The following is a 16,850-nucleotide window of genomic DNA, read 5'->3' on the forward strand; positions in this document are numbered from 1 at the left end:
GAGGGGGACTTGATCCTCAGTCGCGGGCGATGATCTCGCGACCAGCGATCTTGAGAGTGACGCCCATCTTGCCCGATATGCGACGAACCAGGAAACGGGGGCGTCTGTCGGCAAAGAACGAATGGCGGCGGCGCGGCTGCGTTTCGTTGGTACGCACACCGCCGAGATGATCTTCGAGCAGGCGAGCGACGCCATCCGCTTCGACCATCATCATCGGAATATTGAAGGCTTCGGACCAGGTGCGCCAGTCGGCAGCGATGTCGCTGAGATCATGGGCGACGAGCAGCGGGATGCAGAGATCCGGATCGTCATGGTGCAGTTCGAGCGTCACGGTCACTTCGCCGTCGCCATGGTCGATGGCCCGGGCAGCAACGCCCTTGAAGGCGCGCTTCGGCAGGGCAATCGACAGGGGCAATCCGCTCGATGGCAGAACCTTGCGCAGCACGGCGCCGCGGGAGTCGATGGTGATCGTCACGTCGCCGGTAGCACCGCGCATGGCGTAGCTGACATGCTGCGGAAAGCGGTTTGGATCGAGCCGCAGTGTCGTTCCGGCCCAGACAGGCTTCAGGACGGTATTGGTCATCGTTTTCTACCCTTGTCTTATCATGAGAGCCGGTTTTCCGGTCTTCTTGACGGAGAACTTTCGCCCTCTCGATGACCTGAGACTAGGCGCGCCCCCTTCCAGACAGCTTAAAAATTGCGGTTAAGAAAAGTTTGCGTCGTCAAATGGTTAGCAAAAACGAAGCCGCCAGGGTTTCCATAATATGAATATGTGCCGATGCGCGTCGTGCCACTCCGGCGCAGCGTCGTGGCGGCCGATGTAAAGTCCCGGGTAAGGTTTGGGGTCGATAATCGGCAAGATTCGAAAACGGTCTCGAGTGTAGACTTCAAGGTGCGCGCAGATGACATCGACCTATCTGAGCTACACGCTCGATACCAAGAACATGACGTCGACCCTTGCGCGCGTTGCCTCCCAGCCGACGACGAAGCGGGAGGTCGACTACTACAATGCCAATATCGGCAAGGTCAAAACCGTCGACGACCTGATGGACAACTACCAGCTCTACAGCTACGCCATGAAGTCGTACGGGCTGGAGGACTTCACCTACGCCAAGGCGTTCATGAAGCAGGTACTGACCAGCAACCTCAGTGACAGCAGCAGCTTTGCCAATCGCCTGAACGACCCGAAATACAAGGCGATTGCAGCGGCATTCAATTTTGGCGCTTCGACCACGACGACGGCGCAGTCGAGCGATACCCTGACGACGATGTTCGGCTCGACATCGACATCGACTTCGTCCGACACGACGGATGCGGCCATCGGCCTCTACCAGCAATCCTTCACGGACGAAGAAACATCGGCAAAGACTGCCAGCGACGCCTATGACGCGGCTATAGGCTCGGTCAAGAATGTCGATGACTTCCTCAGCGATACCGATCTCAGGGACTATGTGCTGAAAGGCTACGGCATCGACCCGACCAATATTTCGAACAGCTTCCTGAAGTCGATGCTGACCAGCGACGTGTCGGATCCGAACAGCTTCGTCAACGTCAACGGCAGCGCCGCCGACAAGGCGATGGCGGCGCAATTCAGCTTCAATGCCGACGGATCGATCGCCACCACCACGCCGGATGCGGACAAGAGTTACTACGAAGCCAATATCGGCACAGTTACATCGGTGGATCAGCTGGTGTCAGATCCACGGCTGTTCGATTACGTCAAGACGGCCTACGGCATCGATCCGTCGCTCACGGGTGCGAAGTTCGTGGCCTCCGTAAAGGACCCCGGCACCGCTTCGGATAATGGCCTGACCAGCGTGCTCACCGAGTTCAATTTCGGCAGCGACGGCACTGTCGCGACTGGCGCGTCTGCCCAGACCGCCGACCAGATCAGCACCACATCGACAAACTACGCCACCAACTATACCAGCAAGATACAGACGATCAGCCAGAAGGCTGCCGTCATGGAAGCCTACAACAACACCGTCCCGTCATTCGTCACCTCCGTCGCTGCAGCTGACGACGCTGCCTATTACAAGGCGCATATCGGCTCTGTGACGTCGGTCGAGGACCTGACTTCGGATATGCGGCTATTCGACTACGTCAAGATCGCCTACAACCTGCAGTCGCTGGATGCTCAGGCGTCGGACAACACGCTCAAATACGACCTCGAGACATCGGTGGAAGACCCCACCTACGCCAAGCTCGTCGGCTTTTCGGGCGTGGTCGCCCAGTTCAACTTCCAGTCCGACGGGACGGTGGCCTCCGGCACCGTGGCGCAAACCTCCACGCAACTCGCTGCAGCGACCACGGCGTTTTCAGCCAACTACCAGTCGGAGCAGACCACGGCCGAGGCGGATGCCGTGGCAAACTACGAGACCCGCATCGCCAAGGTCAAGAATATCAATGAGTTCTTTGCCAGCAATGCGACGGCTGACTCCAGCGCCACCAACGATAACCTGCCGGAACTCTACCAGATGGCGCTGCGCTCCTACGGGATCGGCGAAAACGAGATTTCCAAGGCGCAGATGAAGAAGATCATGGAGAGCGATCCCTATGATCCGAAAAGCTATGTCAACACGCTGAAGGACGATCGCTTCGTCAAGCTCGCCAAGGCTTTCAATTTCGACAGCGCCGGCACGATCAAGGCGCAGGTAACGGCGCTCTCGACGACGCAGGTCAACAGCTACATCTCCGAATATTCAACCGAGAAGCGTCGCGGATTGACGGGTTCGGCACTGACGGCGGCAACAGCCGCCGTCAAGAAGGATGCCACCTACTTCACCACCAACATCGCCAAGGTGACGAGCGTTTCAGACCTTCTGGCCGACCCGAAGCTGACCGACTTCATCCTCAAGGCCAGCGGTATCGATCCGAAGAAGGTGACAACAGACACGCTGAAAAAGGCCTTCGCATCGGACCCCGACAATTCGAAAAGCTTCGTCAACACCACCGCCGGTGCCCAGTTCAAGGACATAGTCGAAGCTTTCAACTTCGGCATCAACGGCACCATGGTCGATACCAAGCTCGGCAGCGCCCAGAACAAGGGCGCGCTCGACGCCACCAACGAACTCTACCTGCACCAGACCTTGGAATCGCAGGAAGGCGACAACAACCCAGGCACACGCCTTGCCCTCTATTTCCAGCGCCAGGCACCGAATATCAATTCGGTCTACGACATCATGTCCGACACGGCGCTCTATTCGGTCATCACCACCACCTTCAGCCTGCCGAGCGCGATTTCGTCGATGAACGTCGACGACCAGGCGACGCTGCTGAAGAAATTCGTCAACGTCGACGATCTTCGCGATCCGACGAAACTGAACAAGCTGCTGGAGCGCTTCTCGGTCGAATACGATCTGCAGAACAACACCGGCAGCACCTCCTCGTCGGCACTGTCGATCCTCCAGGGGTCCTCGAAGTCTATCGGCATCAGCGCTGATACGCTGCTCTCCATCGCCCAGCTTTCGACTTCCTGATCGCAACGGAACGCCCGCGCCGACCGCGCATGCCGCAGTCGCCGGCGCCTGCCTTGGCGCCCATGGCGGCTAAAATATTTATCTGTGCCAGCCAGCCAAAAAGCCCGCAAAACATGGGTTTTTGCATCCAGCCCTTCAAAGTGCCGCCAATTCGGAAGGAACTTATTAACCGTCCCTGGCCTATTCGATTGGGGTAGCTATCGGCCAATCAATGACTGGATTGCAGGTCTTATGCGTTTTTCCAAAACCAACTTTTCCAACGGCGAAACGGATTTCCAGCGGGACGTCCATGCCGACGCCGAACGTGCCGAAGCGGAACTGCGGGAAGCCCAGCAGATCGCCGAGCGCCGGGCCTACCTGGAGCAGAAGCTGATCCAGGCGCGCGAAGCCAAGCGCCGATCCGAGATCGCCCACCAGCAGCGCGCCGACCAGCTGAAGGCGGCGCAATTGCGCCAGCCACAGGCAACGCCGGTCGCTGCTCCGGATGCAGGCCTTTCCCCGACCGGCCGCACCAACATGCCGCTGGTGCCACCACTGGTGCCGGCCGATGCCGTGCAGGATTGGCAGACCGCCTTTTCGCTGGCACCGAATGTCCGTTTTACTCGGACACCCGAAAGTCTGATCAGCCGCAAGAAATCGCCGGACTCGGACGCTAACGAGACGGAGCAGACCATCCAACAGACCGCAGTCAAACAATCCGCCATCAGCCCCGAGGCTCCAGCCACGTCGCAAGCTGCCGAGGCGGCATCAACGAGCGCACAAACGCCGCGCCACATCGAGACGCCGCGCCCTGCAGCGCCGATGCCATGGAACAACCGGCTCGTCGAGGATATCTTCACGCCGGCATCCACGCCTGTTCCGCCGCTGACCGCCTGGCAGCGCCAGCCCGTCGCCGTCGTGCCCCAGGCGCAGCTGGCCTCGCATCTGGCCAACCTGTCCGACTTCGCCTTCTGGGACGTTATGCCCTTCGACGGCGAACTCGCTCCACCCGTAGCAGCAACGGCACCGGCCTTCATTGCGCCGCCCATGTCCGCTCCACCAACGGAGACGACGCAACAATCCGCAACATCGCTTTACCGCATCATCGACTGGCAGCCCTCCGGGCGCGTAGCTGCACCGGCGCCGGTCGTGCCGGTGCCGCAGGCTGCAGTCGTCCAGCCGAACGAAGTGGCCGAGCCCATCGTCCTGACACCGCTGGCGCCCGCAACCGTTGCCGCACCTCCGGTCGTCGCTGCCGTCGTTCTGCCCAAGCCAGCCGCAGTTGCAGCCCCGGCAAAGCAGGCCCCGGCCGCGCAGATCGTTGCTCCCGCCCCGAAGGCTGGCGTCGTCGACGCTGCGCCGAGCCGCCGCATCCCGGTCGCGACCCGCAGCGACCGCCCGGTCAGCCCCGCGCCGATGAAATGGCGCCCGGTTTCCATCAGCAGCGACGGTGAGTACGAACTGCCGCCGCGCGAACTGCTGCAGGAGCCGCCGGAACGCGTCGGCGTGATCATGACCCAGGAAGCCCTGGAGCAGAATGCGGGCCTTCTCGAAAACGTGCTGGAAGACTTCGGCGTCAAGGGCGAGATCATCCATGTCCGCCCCGGTCCGGTCGTCACCCTCTATGAGTTCGAGCCGGCCCCCGGCGTCAAATCCTCGCGCGTCATCGGCCTTGCCGACGATATCGCCCGCTCGATGTCGGCGCTGTCGGCCCGTGTCGCGGTCGTTCCCGGCCGCAATGTCATCGGCATCGAACTGCCGAATGCAACGCGCGAAACCGTCTACTTCCGCGAGATGATCGAATCAGAAGATTTTGCCCAGAGCAGCTTCAAGCTGGCGCTCGGCCTCGGCAAGACCATTGGCGGCGAACCCGTTATCGCCGAGCTCGCCAAGATGCCGCATCTGCTGGTTGCCGGCACCACCGGCTCCGGCAAGTCCGTCGCCATCAACACGATGATCCTGTCGCTGCTCTACCGCATGACGCCGGAAGAATGCCGCCTGATCATGGTCGATCCGAAGATGCTCGAACTGTCGGTCTATGACGGCATTCCGCATCTGCTGACCCCTGTCGTCACCGATCCGAAGAAGGCCGTGCTGGCGCTGAAATGGGCCGTGCGCGAGATGGAGGATCGCTATCGCAAGATGTCGCGCCTCGGCGTCCGCAACATCGATGGCTACAACGCCCGCGTCGCCATCGCCCGCGAGAAGAACGAGACGATCCTCGTCACCGTCCAGACCGGTTTCGACCGGACGACGGGCGCACCGACCGAGGAGAGCCAAGAGCTCGATCTGGCCCGCATGCCCTACATCGTCGTGATCGTCGACGAGATGGCCGACCTGATGATGGTCGCCGGCAAGGAAATCGAAGGCGCCATCCAGCGTCTGGCGCAGATGGCCCGTGCCGCCGGCATCCACCTGATCATGGCGACACAGCGCCCGTCGGTCGATGTCATCACCGGCACCATCAAGGCCAACTTCCCCACCCGCATCTCCTTTCAGGTCACCTCGAAGATCGACAGTCGCACGATCCTCGGCGAGCAGGGTGCAGAGCAGCTGCTCGGCCAGGGCGACATGCTGCATATGCAGGGTGGCGGCCGCATCTCGCGCGTCCACGGTCCCTTCGTATCCGACGAGGAAGTCGAAAAGGTCGTGGCCCATCTGAAGATGCAGGGCCGTCCGGAATACCTGGATACGGTCACTGCCGGTGAAGAGGACGAGGAAGAGGAAGAAGACGGCGGCGCCGTGTTCGACAAGAGCGCGATGGGTTCCGAGGATAGCGACGATACCTACGAGCAGGCGATCAAGGTCGTCATGCGCGATAAGAAGTGCTCGACCTCCTACATCCAGCGTCGCCTCGGCATCGGCTACAACCGCGCCGCCTCGCTCGTCGAGCGCATGGAAAAGGAAGGCCTCGTCGGTCCCGCCAACCACGTCGGCAAGCGCGAGATCATCTCCGGCAACCGCAACGCCACGCCGATGCCGCCTGTTGACGACATGGACTGAGCAACAGGGGGCAGCGCGCCTTCGTCGCTGGCCCCTAGACCACCACGACCTTGCCAGGGTTCATGATCCCGGCAGGGTCGAAGCTTTTCTTGATCCGGCGCATCAGTTCCATCTCGATCTCCGGCCGGATCGATGCCAGCTCGTCCCGCTTCAGCTGGCCGATGCCGTGCTCCGCCGAGATTGAGCCCTCGTGCTTCATCACCAGCCCATGGACGATCTGGTTCATCTCCCGCCAGCGACCGATGAATTCCGCCTTGTCGGCGCCGACAGGCTGCGAGATGTTGTAGTGGATATTGCCGTCGCCCATGTGCCCGAAGGCGCAGATGCGGGCGCCCGGCATGGCCGCCATGACCGCTTGCTCCGCCTCGTGCATGAAAGCCGGTATTTGTGAGACCGGCACCGAGACGTCGTGCTTGATCGAGCCGCCCTCGGGCTTCTGGGCGCCGGACATGCTTTCGCGCATGTGCCACAAGGCCTTCTGCTGCGCTTGTGAGCTTGCGATCGTCGCATCCTGCACCAGCCCGGCCTCGAAACCCTGTTCCAGCAGCGCCGACATCATCCGCTCGGCCGTCTCCGCCGAATCCGAGGTGGAGATGTCGATCAGCACATACCACGGGTGGACGGTCTCCAGCGGATCGCGCACGCCGTCGATGTGGCGGGTGGTGAACTCGACGCCGATGCGCGGCATCAGCTCGAAGCCGGTCAGCGCCGGACCGCAAAGACCCGATGCATTCCTGAACAGCGACAGCGCATCCTCGACCGATCGTATGCCGGCAAAGGCGACCTGATGCCCCAGCGGCTGCGGAAAAAGTTTCAGCACCGCGCCTGTGATGATGCCGAGCGTGCCCTCGGCGCCGATGAACAGGTCGCGCAGGTCATAGCCGGTATTGTCCTTTTTCAGCCGCCGCAGCCCGTTCCAGATTTCGCCGGTCGGAAGCACGACTTCGAGGCCGAGGCAGAGTTGGCGCATGTTGCCATAGGCAAGCACGGCCGTGCCTCCGGCATTGGTGGCGAGATTGCCGCCGATCCGGCATGATCCTTCCGAACCCAGCGACAGCGGAAACAGCCGGCCATGCTCTTCCGCCACCTTCTGCACGTCGGCTAGGATGCAGCCGCCATCGACCACCATGATGCCAGCGACGGGATCGACCTCGCGAATGCGGTTCATCCGTTCCAGCGAGACGATCACATCGGCGCCGTTATCGCGCGGCGTCTGGCCGCCGACGAGGCCGGTATTGCCCGTCTGCGGCACGATCGCCGTTGCCGTTTCCGAAGCAAGCTTCAGGATGGCCGAGACCTCTTCGACCGAACCGGGCTTCAGCACCAGCGACGAGGCGCCATGATAGAGCCCGCGATTTTCGACGAGGCGTGGGGCGATGTCGGCCGCCTCGCGCAAGACATGGGCAGCGCCGACGATGGCGGCAAAGCGGTCGAGCAGGGCAGGAGAGGGAATGGCCATGCGTGCTGGTCCTTGTCTTGCAGTCGGAAACGTCTTGCAGTCGGAAACGTCTTGCAGTCGGAAACTCTGGTCTAGTCGCGGGGTGCCGCGGCGCGGCGCAGCCGGTCGTTGATCGCTTCGCCGAGACCGTCTTCCGGGATGGTGGTGAAAGCCATCCCGATAACGCCCGTGGCGTCGGCACGTTTCATGAAGTCGAAAAGATTGGCCGCAGCTTCGGTGAGATCGCCGGAGGGGCTGAGGTTGAAAATGACGGACGCTTCCTCCTCGCCAGCCACCGGCTTGCTTCCGAAACGGATCAGCGCTTCGCCGGCGGTGACTTCCGTGGCGTCCAGCCTGACCATTGCGTGCGGCGCATAGTGGGAGGCCATCATGCCGGGCGCCTCTATCGCCGGGCTAGCGCCTTCCTTGCGCGTCAGTGGAATGCCGGCCACGCGCTCTATATCTTCTGCCGCCAGGCCGCCCGGACGCAGCAACCGCATCCCGCCTTTATCGATCTTGACGATCGTCGATTCGACACCGACGTCGCAGGCGCCGCCATCGAGAATGAGCTCGATCTTGCGACCGAGATCGGCTTCGACATGGGCAGCGCTGGTGGCGCTGATACGGCCCGATGTGTTGGCACTCGGGGCCGCCAGCGGCCGGTCGAAGGCGCGGATAAGGTCGGCGGCAAAGCCATCGGGAACCCGGATGCCGACACTGTCGAGGCCCGCGGTCGCCAGCGCGTGGATGTTGCTTTCCGGTTTCAACGGCAGCACCAGCGTCAGCGGCCCCGGCCAGAACGCTTCGGCCAGCTTGCGCGAGATCGGGTCGAATACCGCGTGCCTCTCCGCCATGGCAAGATCGCTCATGTGGCAGATCAGCGGGTTGAAGCTCGGGCGCCCCTTGGTCTCGTAGATACGGGTGATCGCCACCGGATTGGTCGCATCGGCGGCAAGCCCATAGACGGTCTCGGTCGGCAACGCGACCGGAAACCCGTCGGCGAGCAAGGCCGACGCCCGAAAAATCGCGCCGTCCCTGTCGTGGAAGATGTCGATGATCTCTGCCATGCCCGACCCGTTTCCTGATCGATCTGTCCTTAGGCCTTTCCGGTGGTGGAGGGCAAGTGCCAAGAGGTCGCCGGGTCGTTCGAAGCGCCAAGGTCAGTCGGAGCCTGGAACCCTCGCCAACAGCCATCAAGCAAATTTGATAAGGTGAAGCCCATTGCCGCCTTGCTGGTCGCAGCAATGATCCTAGCATGGATTTCACTAAATGCTTGATCCCAGCCGCCTCAGAGGAAAAATCACAATGAACCAGCACACCGGCGATTTCGTCGTAACGGGCAATGCCGTCATCCGCAACGAGATCACCGGCGTTACCTACGTCAAGCCGGGCGGCAACCTGGTTTCACGCGGCAGGCTGTCAGGCGGACTGATCGTTGAAGCCGGCGGAAACGCCGTCATTTCCGGCGAGGTGGGTCGCAATCTGCTGAATGAGGGAAATCTGGTTCTCAACGGCCATGTCGCCGGAAAGCTCATTGGCAACGGCGCTGTTGTGATGCAATCCGGCGCCACCGTAGGTGGCAACGATCTTCCTCTCGAAAATGTCTCCCAAAGTTCAACGACCTAATCGAAGGCAATGAGCGGGCTCACCTGCTCGACGCAAAGCCATCCAGCGCGATCCGCATCTGACTTCTTGACTGTGGTCCGCCGTGGCCTTCCTGTTCGACAATGAGCAATCTGCTGTTTGGCCAAGCTTGATGCAGCCGCCATGCCGTTACGAGCGGTCCGCTAAAGTCTCGGCGACCGTGGATCAGAACGGCGGGGATATGCTGGATCGAGTCCATCCTTTCGAGAATAGTATCGCCGCCCCGCAGGAAGCCGTCATTGGCCCAGTAGTGGGTGACCAGGGTTGCAAAGTTTGCTGCACGTATTTCGTCGAAGCGCCGGGGATGCGGTGCCCAGTTCGGATCGAGCGAGATATGAGTGGACTCCCAGTCGTTCCAGCAGCGAGCGGCGGCCCTGTGATCGTCCTCGTCCGGAGAAGCAAGCCTGCGTGCATAGGCGTCGACGGGTCGCTCGGTTCCGGTGCGCCCCGAGGCTCGTTCGAACTGATCCCAGGCTTCCGGAAACAGGCACCCGACACCTTCGGTAATCCAGTCGACTTCTGCTCGGCTCGTCGTCGTGACTGCCATGAGAACAAGCTCGGAAACCCTGTCCGGATGCGACTGCGCATAGGCCAGAGCCAAGGTCGAACCCCAGGAGATCCCCGCGACCAGCCAGCGTTCCACCGCAAGATGGTGCCGCACCGCCTCGATGTCTCTTATCAAAGCCTGTGTGGTGTTTCCGGAGAGTTCCTTCAGATCGTCGATCGCCAGCGGTCGGCTGCGTCCGCATGCTCTTTGGTCGATACCGATAAGGCAGTATCCTGCGGGATTGAAGAGCTCCCGGTAGCTCCCCGAGCCGAGGCCGCTGCCGGGTCCGCCATGCAAATAGAGGGCGCATTTTCCGTCTGGGTTTCCCGATTTCTCCCAGTAAATCTCGGTCTTGTCGTCAACCTTCAGCAGGCCGTGAGCCAGCATATTATCTATCGGGTCGCTCATAACTTAGTAGTCCAGGGTTTTGAAGGGCTGTTTCCAATGTGCATTGGACAGCGCTGTCGCCCGCCCGATGCACCCCATCGCCTCCGCTCAAAGCTGGCGGATGATGTCGCGCACTTGTTCGTTGCGGGCCCCAAGCAGTAGGACGTTGCGGATTGCCGTTTGCGGATCGACGGTGCGAAATAGTACGCCGTTGCCGCGCACGGCGCGGTTGATGCCAAGAGCCTTGTCATCGCTGCTCTGCATCTGCTCGACGGCGACCGCGAAGTACATGCGTGGATGCCGCTGGTCGATCTTGACGAAGCTGGCCTCGCTGTCGTCGATCTCGGCGTAGAAATTGGCGATGTAAAAGGCCCAGCTGACATTCTTGTATTCGGCGAACTGGGTTCGCGCCGCCGTCACGTGGCAGTAGCCGAGGTGCGGCCTTTCGGCGAGTGTCCGGTGAAAGACCAGTTTTGGAAACTGGATCGATCGATGGAAGCCGTTAAGCCGCTCGTGCGTCTTCTCGCCGGCGGCCTGCAGGCGGAGTGCGGTGCGCTCGGCGACAGCATCGTAGCTGAGATATCGCCTGTCCTTTTCCCGCCGGTCTTTTTCGCGCGTGATGCGGCCGGTCCGCAGGAACTCGCTGTGGACGGCAGCCGGGGCTGGCGGCTGGACTGCGGCTTCTGCCTTGGCATCGAAATATCTGAGCTTGGCCATGCTGCGCGCTCGCGGTTCAAAATCGTGTCCGCAGGCTACGCTATCATCGTTAAGAACGCATGAAATTGCCTTGCCCACGGTGCTCCACCGAATGCATCCGAGTGAAACGTATCTGCGGCGCGCCGGGTGCCATTATGTCGCAAACAGGCATTTGCCATGACGGCGTTCTGAACGTGGAAGGAGCGCGTGTCTTTCCGCTATCCTCTATTGGTCGTAAACGCTTGTTCTGCAATGCATGCGGTGCCGACACATGCGGATCCCGGGCAGCTTTTTCTCTGTCGTCAATTTCCGTGCTTATGTCGCATAGAAGCCACGTCGCAATCGGGCGCGATGTTTATATGGGAAGGCATCGCAGGAAACTGTCCCCAAGAGCGTTTTGCGGGCAGTGTGGTCGAAAACGACAAAGGGTCGGGGTGTGCAATACGCCTCTGGTCGCAAGTCCGGAAAGGCGGCATGATGTCTCGTCAGGCGAATCTCGTGCTGGCGCGGTGTTTGAGGCAATGCGTTTTGAAATGGGCCGCAGTCGGCGGTCGCAAGGTCACAGGGCAGGCCGGTCTCGGCTCGTTAAGTTCATTTTATCCCGCTGGTCGGCGATAGGCACGAGGACATCAGGATGGATATTCGCAACACGATGCTGCGTCAGCTGAAGAACCGCCGCGAAGGCTTCAGCCTCGAACAGCCTTTCTATATCGACAACGACTATTTCAAGATCGATATGGAGATGATCTATTATCGTGACTGGCTGTTCATGGGCCACGATTGCGAAGTGCCGCGCGCCGGCAACTACATCACCGCCCAGGTCGGCGAGTATCCGATCGTCATCGTCCGTGGCCGCGACAAGATCGTGCGCGCCTTTCACAACAGCTGCCGCCATCGTGGTTCGCGCGTCTGCTCGTCGGACCGTGGCTCCGCTGCCAAGCTGGTCTGTCCCTACCATCAGTGGACCTATGATCTCGACGGTTCGCTGCAGTTTGCCCGCCAGATGGCCGACAGTTTCGATAAGAGCCAGTACGGCCTTAAGCCGATCCATTGCGAAAGCGTCGGTGGCTATATCTTCATCTCGCTGGCCCAGACCGCGCCTGACTTCCAGCCCGTTCGCGACAGCATCGCGCCCTACATGATGCCGCACCGCCTGAGCGAAGCCAAGATCGCCTTCCAGAGCACCATCATCGAGAAGGGCAACTGGAAGCTGGTCTGGGAAAACAACCGCGAGTGCTACCACTGCGCCGCCAACCACCCCGAGCTTTGCCGCACCTATCCCGAAGCCCCGACGGCAACCGGCGTTCAGGGCGCCGGCGACGATCCGGTCATCGCTGCCCACTGGGCGCATTGCGAGGCCGGCGGCCTGCCGAGCGAGTTCAAGATGGACCCGACCGGTCAGTTCCGCGTGGCCCGCATGCCGCTGATCGAGGGTGCCGAGAGCTACACCATGTCCGGCCAGCGCGCCGTCAAGAAACCGCTGTCGGACGACGTCACCATGAGCAACATCGGCACTATGCTGCTGTTCCACTATCCGTCCACCTGGAACCACATGCTGGTCGACCACGCGATCTCCTTCCGCGTGCTGCCGCTCAACGCCGAGGAAACCGCCGTCACCACCAAGTGGCTGGTCCACAAGGATGCGGTCGAGGGCGTCGACTACAATCTCGAGGAACTGACCCACGTCTGGACCGAGACCAACGACCAGGACCGCCGCATCGTCGAGGAAAATGCCTTCGGCATCCACTCGCCGGCCTATGAGCCTGGTCCTTATTCGGAGTTGCATGAGGGCGGGGTGGCGCAGTTCGTCGAATGGTATGCAGACTTCATGACCGGCCGTCTGCAGGGCGAGCAGGCCAAGCTTTCGGTCGTGGCCTGAGCATGAGCGTAGCGGGAACAGGGCGTCACCTTCACCTTGACCAGATGCAGCCCTGGAGCGACAGGCAGCACCTTCTCGAATGCCTGTCGGTGACGCCGGAGGCGCCCGATGTGATGACCTTCACGTTCCGATCCGACAAGGACAACTGGTTCCGCTATCTGCCGGGCCAGTTTGTCACGCTGGAACTGCCGGTCGGGCCGGATCCGCTGATGCGGACCTACACGCTGTCGTCGACCCCGACGCGGCCGTTCTCGGTCGCCGTAACCGTCAAGGCGCAGAAGGACAGCATCGGCACCCGCTGGATGTTCGACAACCTCAAGCCCGGCATGCGTATCCGCGCCTTTGGACCGCTCGGCGATTTCACCCACATCAAGCATCCCGGCGAAAAATACCTGTTCATCTCGGCCGGTTCCGGCATAACGCCGATGATGTCGATGACGCGCTACATGAGCGATGTCGCGCCGCTTTCCGATATCTCGTTCATCAATTGCGCCCGTGGCCCGTCGGAAATCGTCTTCCGATCCGAGCTTGAATACCTCGCCCGCTTCATGCCCAACCTCAACCTCGGCTTCATCGTCGAGGAGCGCGGCCAGATGGAGCTGTGGTCCGGTCTGCGCGGCCGCATCGACAAGGCCAAGATAGCGCTGCTGGCCCATGATTTCCTCGACCGCACGGTGTTCTGCTGCGGCCCCGACATGTTCATGAATTTCGTCAGTTCCAGCCTCGAGGCCGCCGGCTTCGACATGAGCCGCTACCACCAGGAAAGCTTCCGCCCGGCCTCTGCCGATCTCGAGCCTGAACCCGCCGTGGGCGCGGATGGCGAGGTCGCCACTTCGATCCGCTTCACCATGGCCGGCAAGGATGTCGCCTGCGCGCCCGGCCAGACGATCCTGCAGGCAGCCCGTGGTGCCGGTATCCGCATCGGTGCCGCCTGCGAATCCGGCCTTTGTGGCACCTGCAAGGTGATGAAGCTCTCTGGCGATGTCGAGATGAACCACAATGGTGGTATCCTCGACGACGAGATCGACGAGGGCTATATCCTCGCCTGCTGCTCGCGCCCGAAGACAGACGTCCAGATCGAAGCCTGAGCGCAGGACTCGTCAGAAATCCTGATAGTTCAGCGCGGTGACCTGCATTTTCGCTGCCGGGCCCGGTGCCGATGCCAGCATCGACGGTGTATCGATGCGCGGCGGCACGAGGTCTCCCTGCGGCCATATCCTTGCCAGCTGCGTCTTGGTCATCGACGCCATGTTCACATCGATGTCCGGCAAAGTTCCGGCCACGCGGTACGGGCAGCGGCGCGACGAGCAATTGTCGGCGGAGGAGAACTGCCACATCGCATAGCCCGTCCAGTTGCCGAGTGGAAACGTGCCTTCGACGTCGGGCTTGTAGCGCGCATACCAGAGCGGCAGGCGCGACAGGATCTGGTAGTCGTTGCGGTGGTCGGCGATAAATCTCGCGACCACATCGTTGGCATAGAGGATCGGGTAGCGGCCTGTGCGCTCCTTGATATGGATCGAAAAGATCTGGGCGTCTGCCAGCGACATGAATTGCTGCGGGTCCAGACCGTCGATGTCGAGCACCATAAGCTCGTCTGCCTTCGGATCGGCATAGTCCAGGAAATGGTTTGCTTGGTCGATGGGGTTGCCGGGGCGGCCGAGGTGGTAGGCCCCCCACAATATCCCGTTCGATTTGGCAATGAGCCGCCGGGTGCGAAAGAGTTCGCGGCTGACGGCATATTTGCGCCACATCGTCTTGCAGTGGCCGACCGTATCACCGGAATGGTCGCTCGTTTTGCAGGCATAATCTTCCGGCAGCCCGTCGGAGGCCTTCGAGACGAAGCCGCTGATGCGCGTGTCCTGCAGCAGTGCATCCCAGTCGATGCTGTTCAGCTCGTAGGCGTCGATGATGAGCGCGTGTTCGGGATCGTTCCAGGGCTGGCGTTCGCCGGCCAGCGCCAGCCTGTTTTGCGCCGGGAGCGCCAGGATCAGAAGAGAACCGACAATCAGGGTGAGAAGTGTTCGCTTTCCCATGGTCTGTCGAGGGTAGGCGTATATGGTTAATGCGCCGTTAAGGGTTTTTGCGTTGGCTCTTCACGAGCGTCAGCGCTGGAACTTTGGAGGCGCTCGTTCGTTTGCCAGATACTCAATTTATGGAACGGAGACGACAATGTTCAACATGCGTACCAGAGCCGTCACGCTCGCGCTGACCGCGGCCGTTGCTCTGACGAGTTTCTCGCCCTCCTTCGCGATGCAGATGCCCGCCGCCCCGGCCACGCCAACGGCTGAGGCAACGCCGTTGCCCGGCGTCCAGCAGGTGCAGTACTGGCGCCACCGGGGTGGCGGATATTATCATGGCGGCGGATACGGCGGCCGTGGCTACTACGGCGGCTATCGGGGATACAACGGATACCGGCACGGCTACCGCTACCACGAAGGTTACTGGTTCCCGCTGGCGGCCTTCGGTGCCGGTGCCCTGATCGGGGGTGCGATTGCCAGTGAGCCACGCACCTATGCTCGCCCTTCGGCCGGCATTAATCCGCGTCACTACGAGTGGTGTGCAAACCGCTATCGCTCGTACCGCGGATACGACAACACCTTCCAGCCGAACAACGGTCCGCGCCAGCAGTGCCTGTCTCCCTTCTATTGATCGCCATGCGTTCTGACTGCAACGTGCCCGGCTGACAGCCGGGCATTTTTTATGCGCTAAAGAATGCGGACTCGCCGCAGCAGCCACCAGGCGAGCAGGATGGAAGCACCGATGATCGAGACCGCATAGGCAGTCCCGTGCTCGCTGCCGGCGAAGGGCAGGGCCGTCGTGTTCATGCCGAAAAAGCCGGTGACCAGCGTTGGCGGCAGCAGGAAGGCCGTCATCAGCGACAGTATGTAGAGATGCCGGTTCGTCTCGGAGGAAAGCTTCGAGTCAATTTCCTCGTGCAGCAGTCGAGCCCGCTCCTGCAGGGCGTAAACATCGTGATCGACAGTCTCCAGCCGCGTTGTCAGCCGCCCCGCCACATCGTCGAAACCATCGGGCATTTCGTCGTCGTCGGAAGCCGCTGCCCGGCGCATCAATGACAGGATGGTGCGCAGGTGCCTGTGGACGCGGACGATGGTGCGCCGTACCGGCGCCAGTCGCCGCCGCTCGTCGCGAAAAGTCGCATCGTAGACCACGTCTTCGATCTGGTTCATTTCCTCCGTGGTCTCGATGACCAGCGCGATCAGCGTCCGCTGGAACTCGACGACCAGCGCCTCGAAGATATCGAGAGGACGATGGAACCGGGCAGGGTTCTTCTCGATGGTGGCGCGCACCCGTTCGACGCTGCGCAAAGGCTGCAGGCGTGTCGTGACGATGAAGCGCTCGGAGATGGCAAAGTGCAGCCAGCCGATGTCGCGCGTGTCCTGGTCGAAATCGAGCTGGAAATCCACCAGCGTGCCGAAGATCACCTTCGCGTCGACGGTGATGGTGGCGTGCGTATCATGCGTGGTCAGCGCCTGGCGCATATCGTCGGTAAGGCCCGGGAAATCCTCCAGGAAAGCAGCGACACGGGCATCGACGAGATTGAGATGCAGCCAGACGAACCCTTCCAAAGACAGCAGGGAAGAGCGTTCGATGGTGTCGGGAAGGCGCTCGGATTGACCTCTATCGGGCGAAAGGTGGTGTGCCCAGACAAAGCCCGGAATGGTCGGATTGAATATTGTCGTCATGCTGCATCGCCGTTTAAGGTAAACATGTGCATAGGCCCTGCTTGTGACAGCTTCTTAGCAGCTGCGCGACCCACCTGCAGGAAAAAACGGCGGC

The 16,850-nt window shown here is 61.4% G+C and carries 13 protein-coding genes; 6 read left to right on the forward strand and 7 right to left on the reverse strand.

The genetic code is table 11. From position 1 onward, the window contains the following. Window positions 1-16: 16 nt before the first annotated feature. The gene (locus PR017_RS02170; RefSeq protein ID WP_111217689.1) at window positions 17-583 is read right to left on the reverse strand and encodes a DUF6101 family protein; all 567 of its coding nucleotides are present in this window, start codon (window positions 581-583) and stop codon (window positions 17-19) included. A gap of 319 nt (window positions 584-902) precedes the next feature. On the opposite strand from PR017_RS02170, the gene PR017_RS02175 reads away from it, so the two are divergent. Together PR017_RS02175 and PR017_RS02180 are read left to right on the forward strand one after the other, a co-directional pair. Further along, window positions 903-3,479, forward strand: coding sequence for a DUF1217 domain-containing protein (locus tag PR017_RS02175; RefSeq protein WP_111217691.1), 2,577 nt, complete (start codon window positions 903-905; stop codon window positions 3,477-3,479). A gap of 516 nt (window positions 3,480-3,995) precedes the next feature. Then, complete coding sequence (locus PR017_RS02180; protein ID WP_240538894.1) at window positions 3,996-6,461, forward strand: DNA translocase FtsK; 2,466 nt, start codon at window positions 3,996-3,998, stop codon at window positions 6,459-6,461. A 34-nt stretch (window positions 6,462-6,495) separates the two neighbouring features. Here the strand turns inward: PR017_RS02180 and PR017_RS02185 are convergent, their stop codons facing one another. Next, complete coding sequence (locus tag PR017_RS02185; protein WP_111217695.1) at window positions 6,496-7,920, reverse strand: FAD-binding oxidoreductase; 1,425 nt, start codon at window positions 7,918-7,920, stop codon at window positions 6,496-6,498. Between the two features lie 71 nt (window positions 7,921-7,991). Further along, on the reverse strand, window positions 7,992-8,966 hold the full coding sequence (locus tag PR017_RS02190; RefSeq protein ID WP_111217697.1) for an L-threonylcarbamoyladenylate synthase: 975 nt from the start codon (window positions 8,964-8,966) through the stop codon (window positions 7,992-7,994). A 238-nt stretch (window positions 8,967-9,204) separates the two neighbouring features. On the opposite strand from PR017_RS02190, the gene PR017_RS02195 reads away from it, so the two are divergent. Continuing rightward, window positions 9,205-9,525 carry a hypothetical protein gene (locus PR017_RS02195; protein ID WP_111217699.1) on the forward strand — a complete coding sequence of 107 codons (321 nt, stop codon included), beginning with the start codon at window positions 9,205-9,207 and terminating at the stop codon, window positions 9,523-9,525. Window positions 9,526-9,544: 19 nt separating this feature from the next. Here PR017_RS02195 and pip read toward each other — a convergent pair whose 3' ends face one another. Next, on the reverse strand, window positions 9,545-10,498 hold the full coding sequence (pip, locus tag PR017_RS02200) for a prolyl aminopeptidase (protein WP_111217701.1): 954 nt from the start codon (window positions 10,496-10,498) through the stop codon (window positions 9,545-9,547). An 87-nt stretch (window positions 10,499-10,585) separates the two neighbouring features. Further along, a complete protein-coding gene (locus PR017_RS02205) occupies window positions 10,586-11,194 on the reverse strand; it encodes a DUF6656 family protein (protein ID WP_111217703.1) in 609 nt (202 codons plus the stop codon). Between the two features lie 613 nt (window positions 11,195-11,807). On the opposite strand from PR017_RS02205, the gene PR017_RS02210 reads away from it, so the two are divergent. Then, window positions 11,808-13,052 carry an aromatic ring-hydroxylating oxygenase subunit alpha gene (locus tag PR017_RS02210; RefSeq protein WP_111217705.1) on the forward strand — a complete coding sequence of 415 codons (1,245 nt, stop codon included), beginning with the start codon at window positions 11,808-11,810 and terminating at the stop codon, window positions 13,050-13,052. 2 nt (window positions 13,053-13,054) lie between these two features. After that, complete coding sequence (locus tag PR017_RS02215) at window positions 13,055-14,140, forward strand: FAD-binding oxidoreductase (RefSeq protein WP_111217707.1); 1,086 nt, start codon at window positions 13,055-13,057, stop codon at window positions 14,138-14,140. A 12-nt stretch (window positions 14,141-14,152) separates the two neighbouring features. Here PR017_RS02215 and PR017_RS02220 read toward each other — a convergent pair whose 3' ends face one another. Continuing rightward, complete coding sequence (locus PR017_RS02220) at window positions 14,153-15,085, reverse strand: glycoside hydrolase family 25 protein (protein ID WP_111217709.1); 933 nt, start codon at window positions 15,083-15,085, stop codon at window positions 14,153-14,155. Window positions 15,086-15,221: 136 nt separating this feature from the next. Between PR017_RS02220 and PR017_RS02225 the strand changes: the two genes are divergently transcribed. Beyond that, a complete protein-coding gene (locus tag PR017_RS02225; protein ID WP_111217711.1) occupies window positions 15,222-15,701 on the forward strand; it encodes a BA14K family protein in 480 nt (159 codons plus the stop codon). A gap of 56 nt (window positions 15,702-15,757) precedes the next feature. Here the strand turns inward: PR017_RS02225 and PR017_RS02230 are convergent, their stop codons facing one another. Further along, complete coding sequence (locus PR017_RS02230) at window positions 15,758-16,756, reverse strand: transporter (RefSeq protein ID WP_111217713.1); 999 nt, start codon at window positions 16,754-16,756, stop codon at window positions 15,758-15,760. Between the last annotated feature and the right edge of the window lie 94 nt (window positions 16,757-16,850).

Source organism: Rhizobium tumorigenes, from assembly GCF_003240565.2.
GTDB classification, from domain to species: domain Bacteria; phylum Pseudomonadota; class Alphaproteobacteria; order Rhizobiales; family Rhizobiaceae; genus Rhizobium; species Rhizobium tumorigenes.

Coding starts and splice junctions, on each gene's coding strand:
- PR017_RS02210 (WP_111217705.1), top strand. CDS start 11,808: ATGGATATTCGCAACACGATGCTGCGTCAGCTGAAGAACCGCCGCGAA.
- PR017_RS02195 (WP_111217699.1), top strand. CDS start 9,205: ATGAACCAGCACACCGGCGATTTCGTCGTAACGGGCAATGCCGTCATC.
- PR017_RS02220 (WP_111217709.1), bottom strand. CDS start 15,085: ATGGGAAAGCGAACACTTCTCACCCTGATTGTCGGTTCTCTTCTGATC.
- pip (WP_111217701.1), bottom strand. CDS start 10,498: ATGAGCGACCCGATAGATAATATGCTGGCTCACGGCCTGCTGAAGGTT.
- PR017_RS02225 (WP_111217711.1), top strand. CDS start 15,222: ATGTTCAACATGCGTACCAGAGCCGTCACGCTCGCGCTGACCGCGGCC.
- PR017_RS02185 (WP_111217695.1), bottom strand. CDS start 7,920: ATGGCCATTCCCTCTCCTGCCCTGCTCGACCGCTTTGCCGCCATCGTC.
- PR017_RS02180 (WP_240538894.1), top strand. CDS start 3,996: ATGCCGCTGGTGCCACCACTGGTGCCGGCCGATGCCGTGCAGGATTGG.
- PR017_RS02175 (WP_111217691.1), top strand. CDS start 903: ATGACATCGACCTATCTGAGCTACACGCTCGATACCAAGAACATGACG.
- PR017_RS02230 (WP_111217713.1), bottom strand. CDS start 16,756: ATGACGACAATATTCAATCCGACCATTCCGGGCTTTGTCTGGGCACAC.
- PR017_RS02170 (WP_111217689.1), bottom strand. CDS start 583: ATGACCAATACCGTCCTGAAGCCTGTCTGGGCCGGAACGACACTGCGG.
- PR017_RS02205 (WP_111217703.1), bottom strand. CDS start 11,194: ATGGCCAAGCTCAGATATTTCGATGCCAAGGCAGAAGCCGCAGTCCAG.
- PR017_RS02215 (WP_111217707.1), top strand. CDS start 13,055: ATGAGCGTAGCGGGAACAGGGCGTCACCTTCACCTTGACCAGATGCAG.
- PR017_RS02190 (WP_111217697.1), bottom strand. CDS start 8,966: ATGGCAGAGATCATCGACATCTTCCACGACAGGGACGGCGCGATTTTT.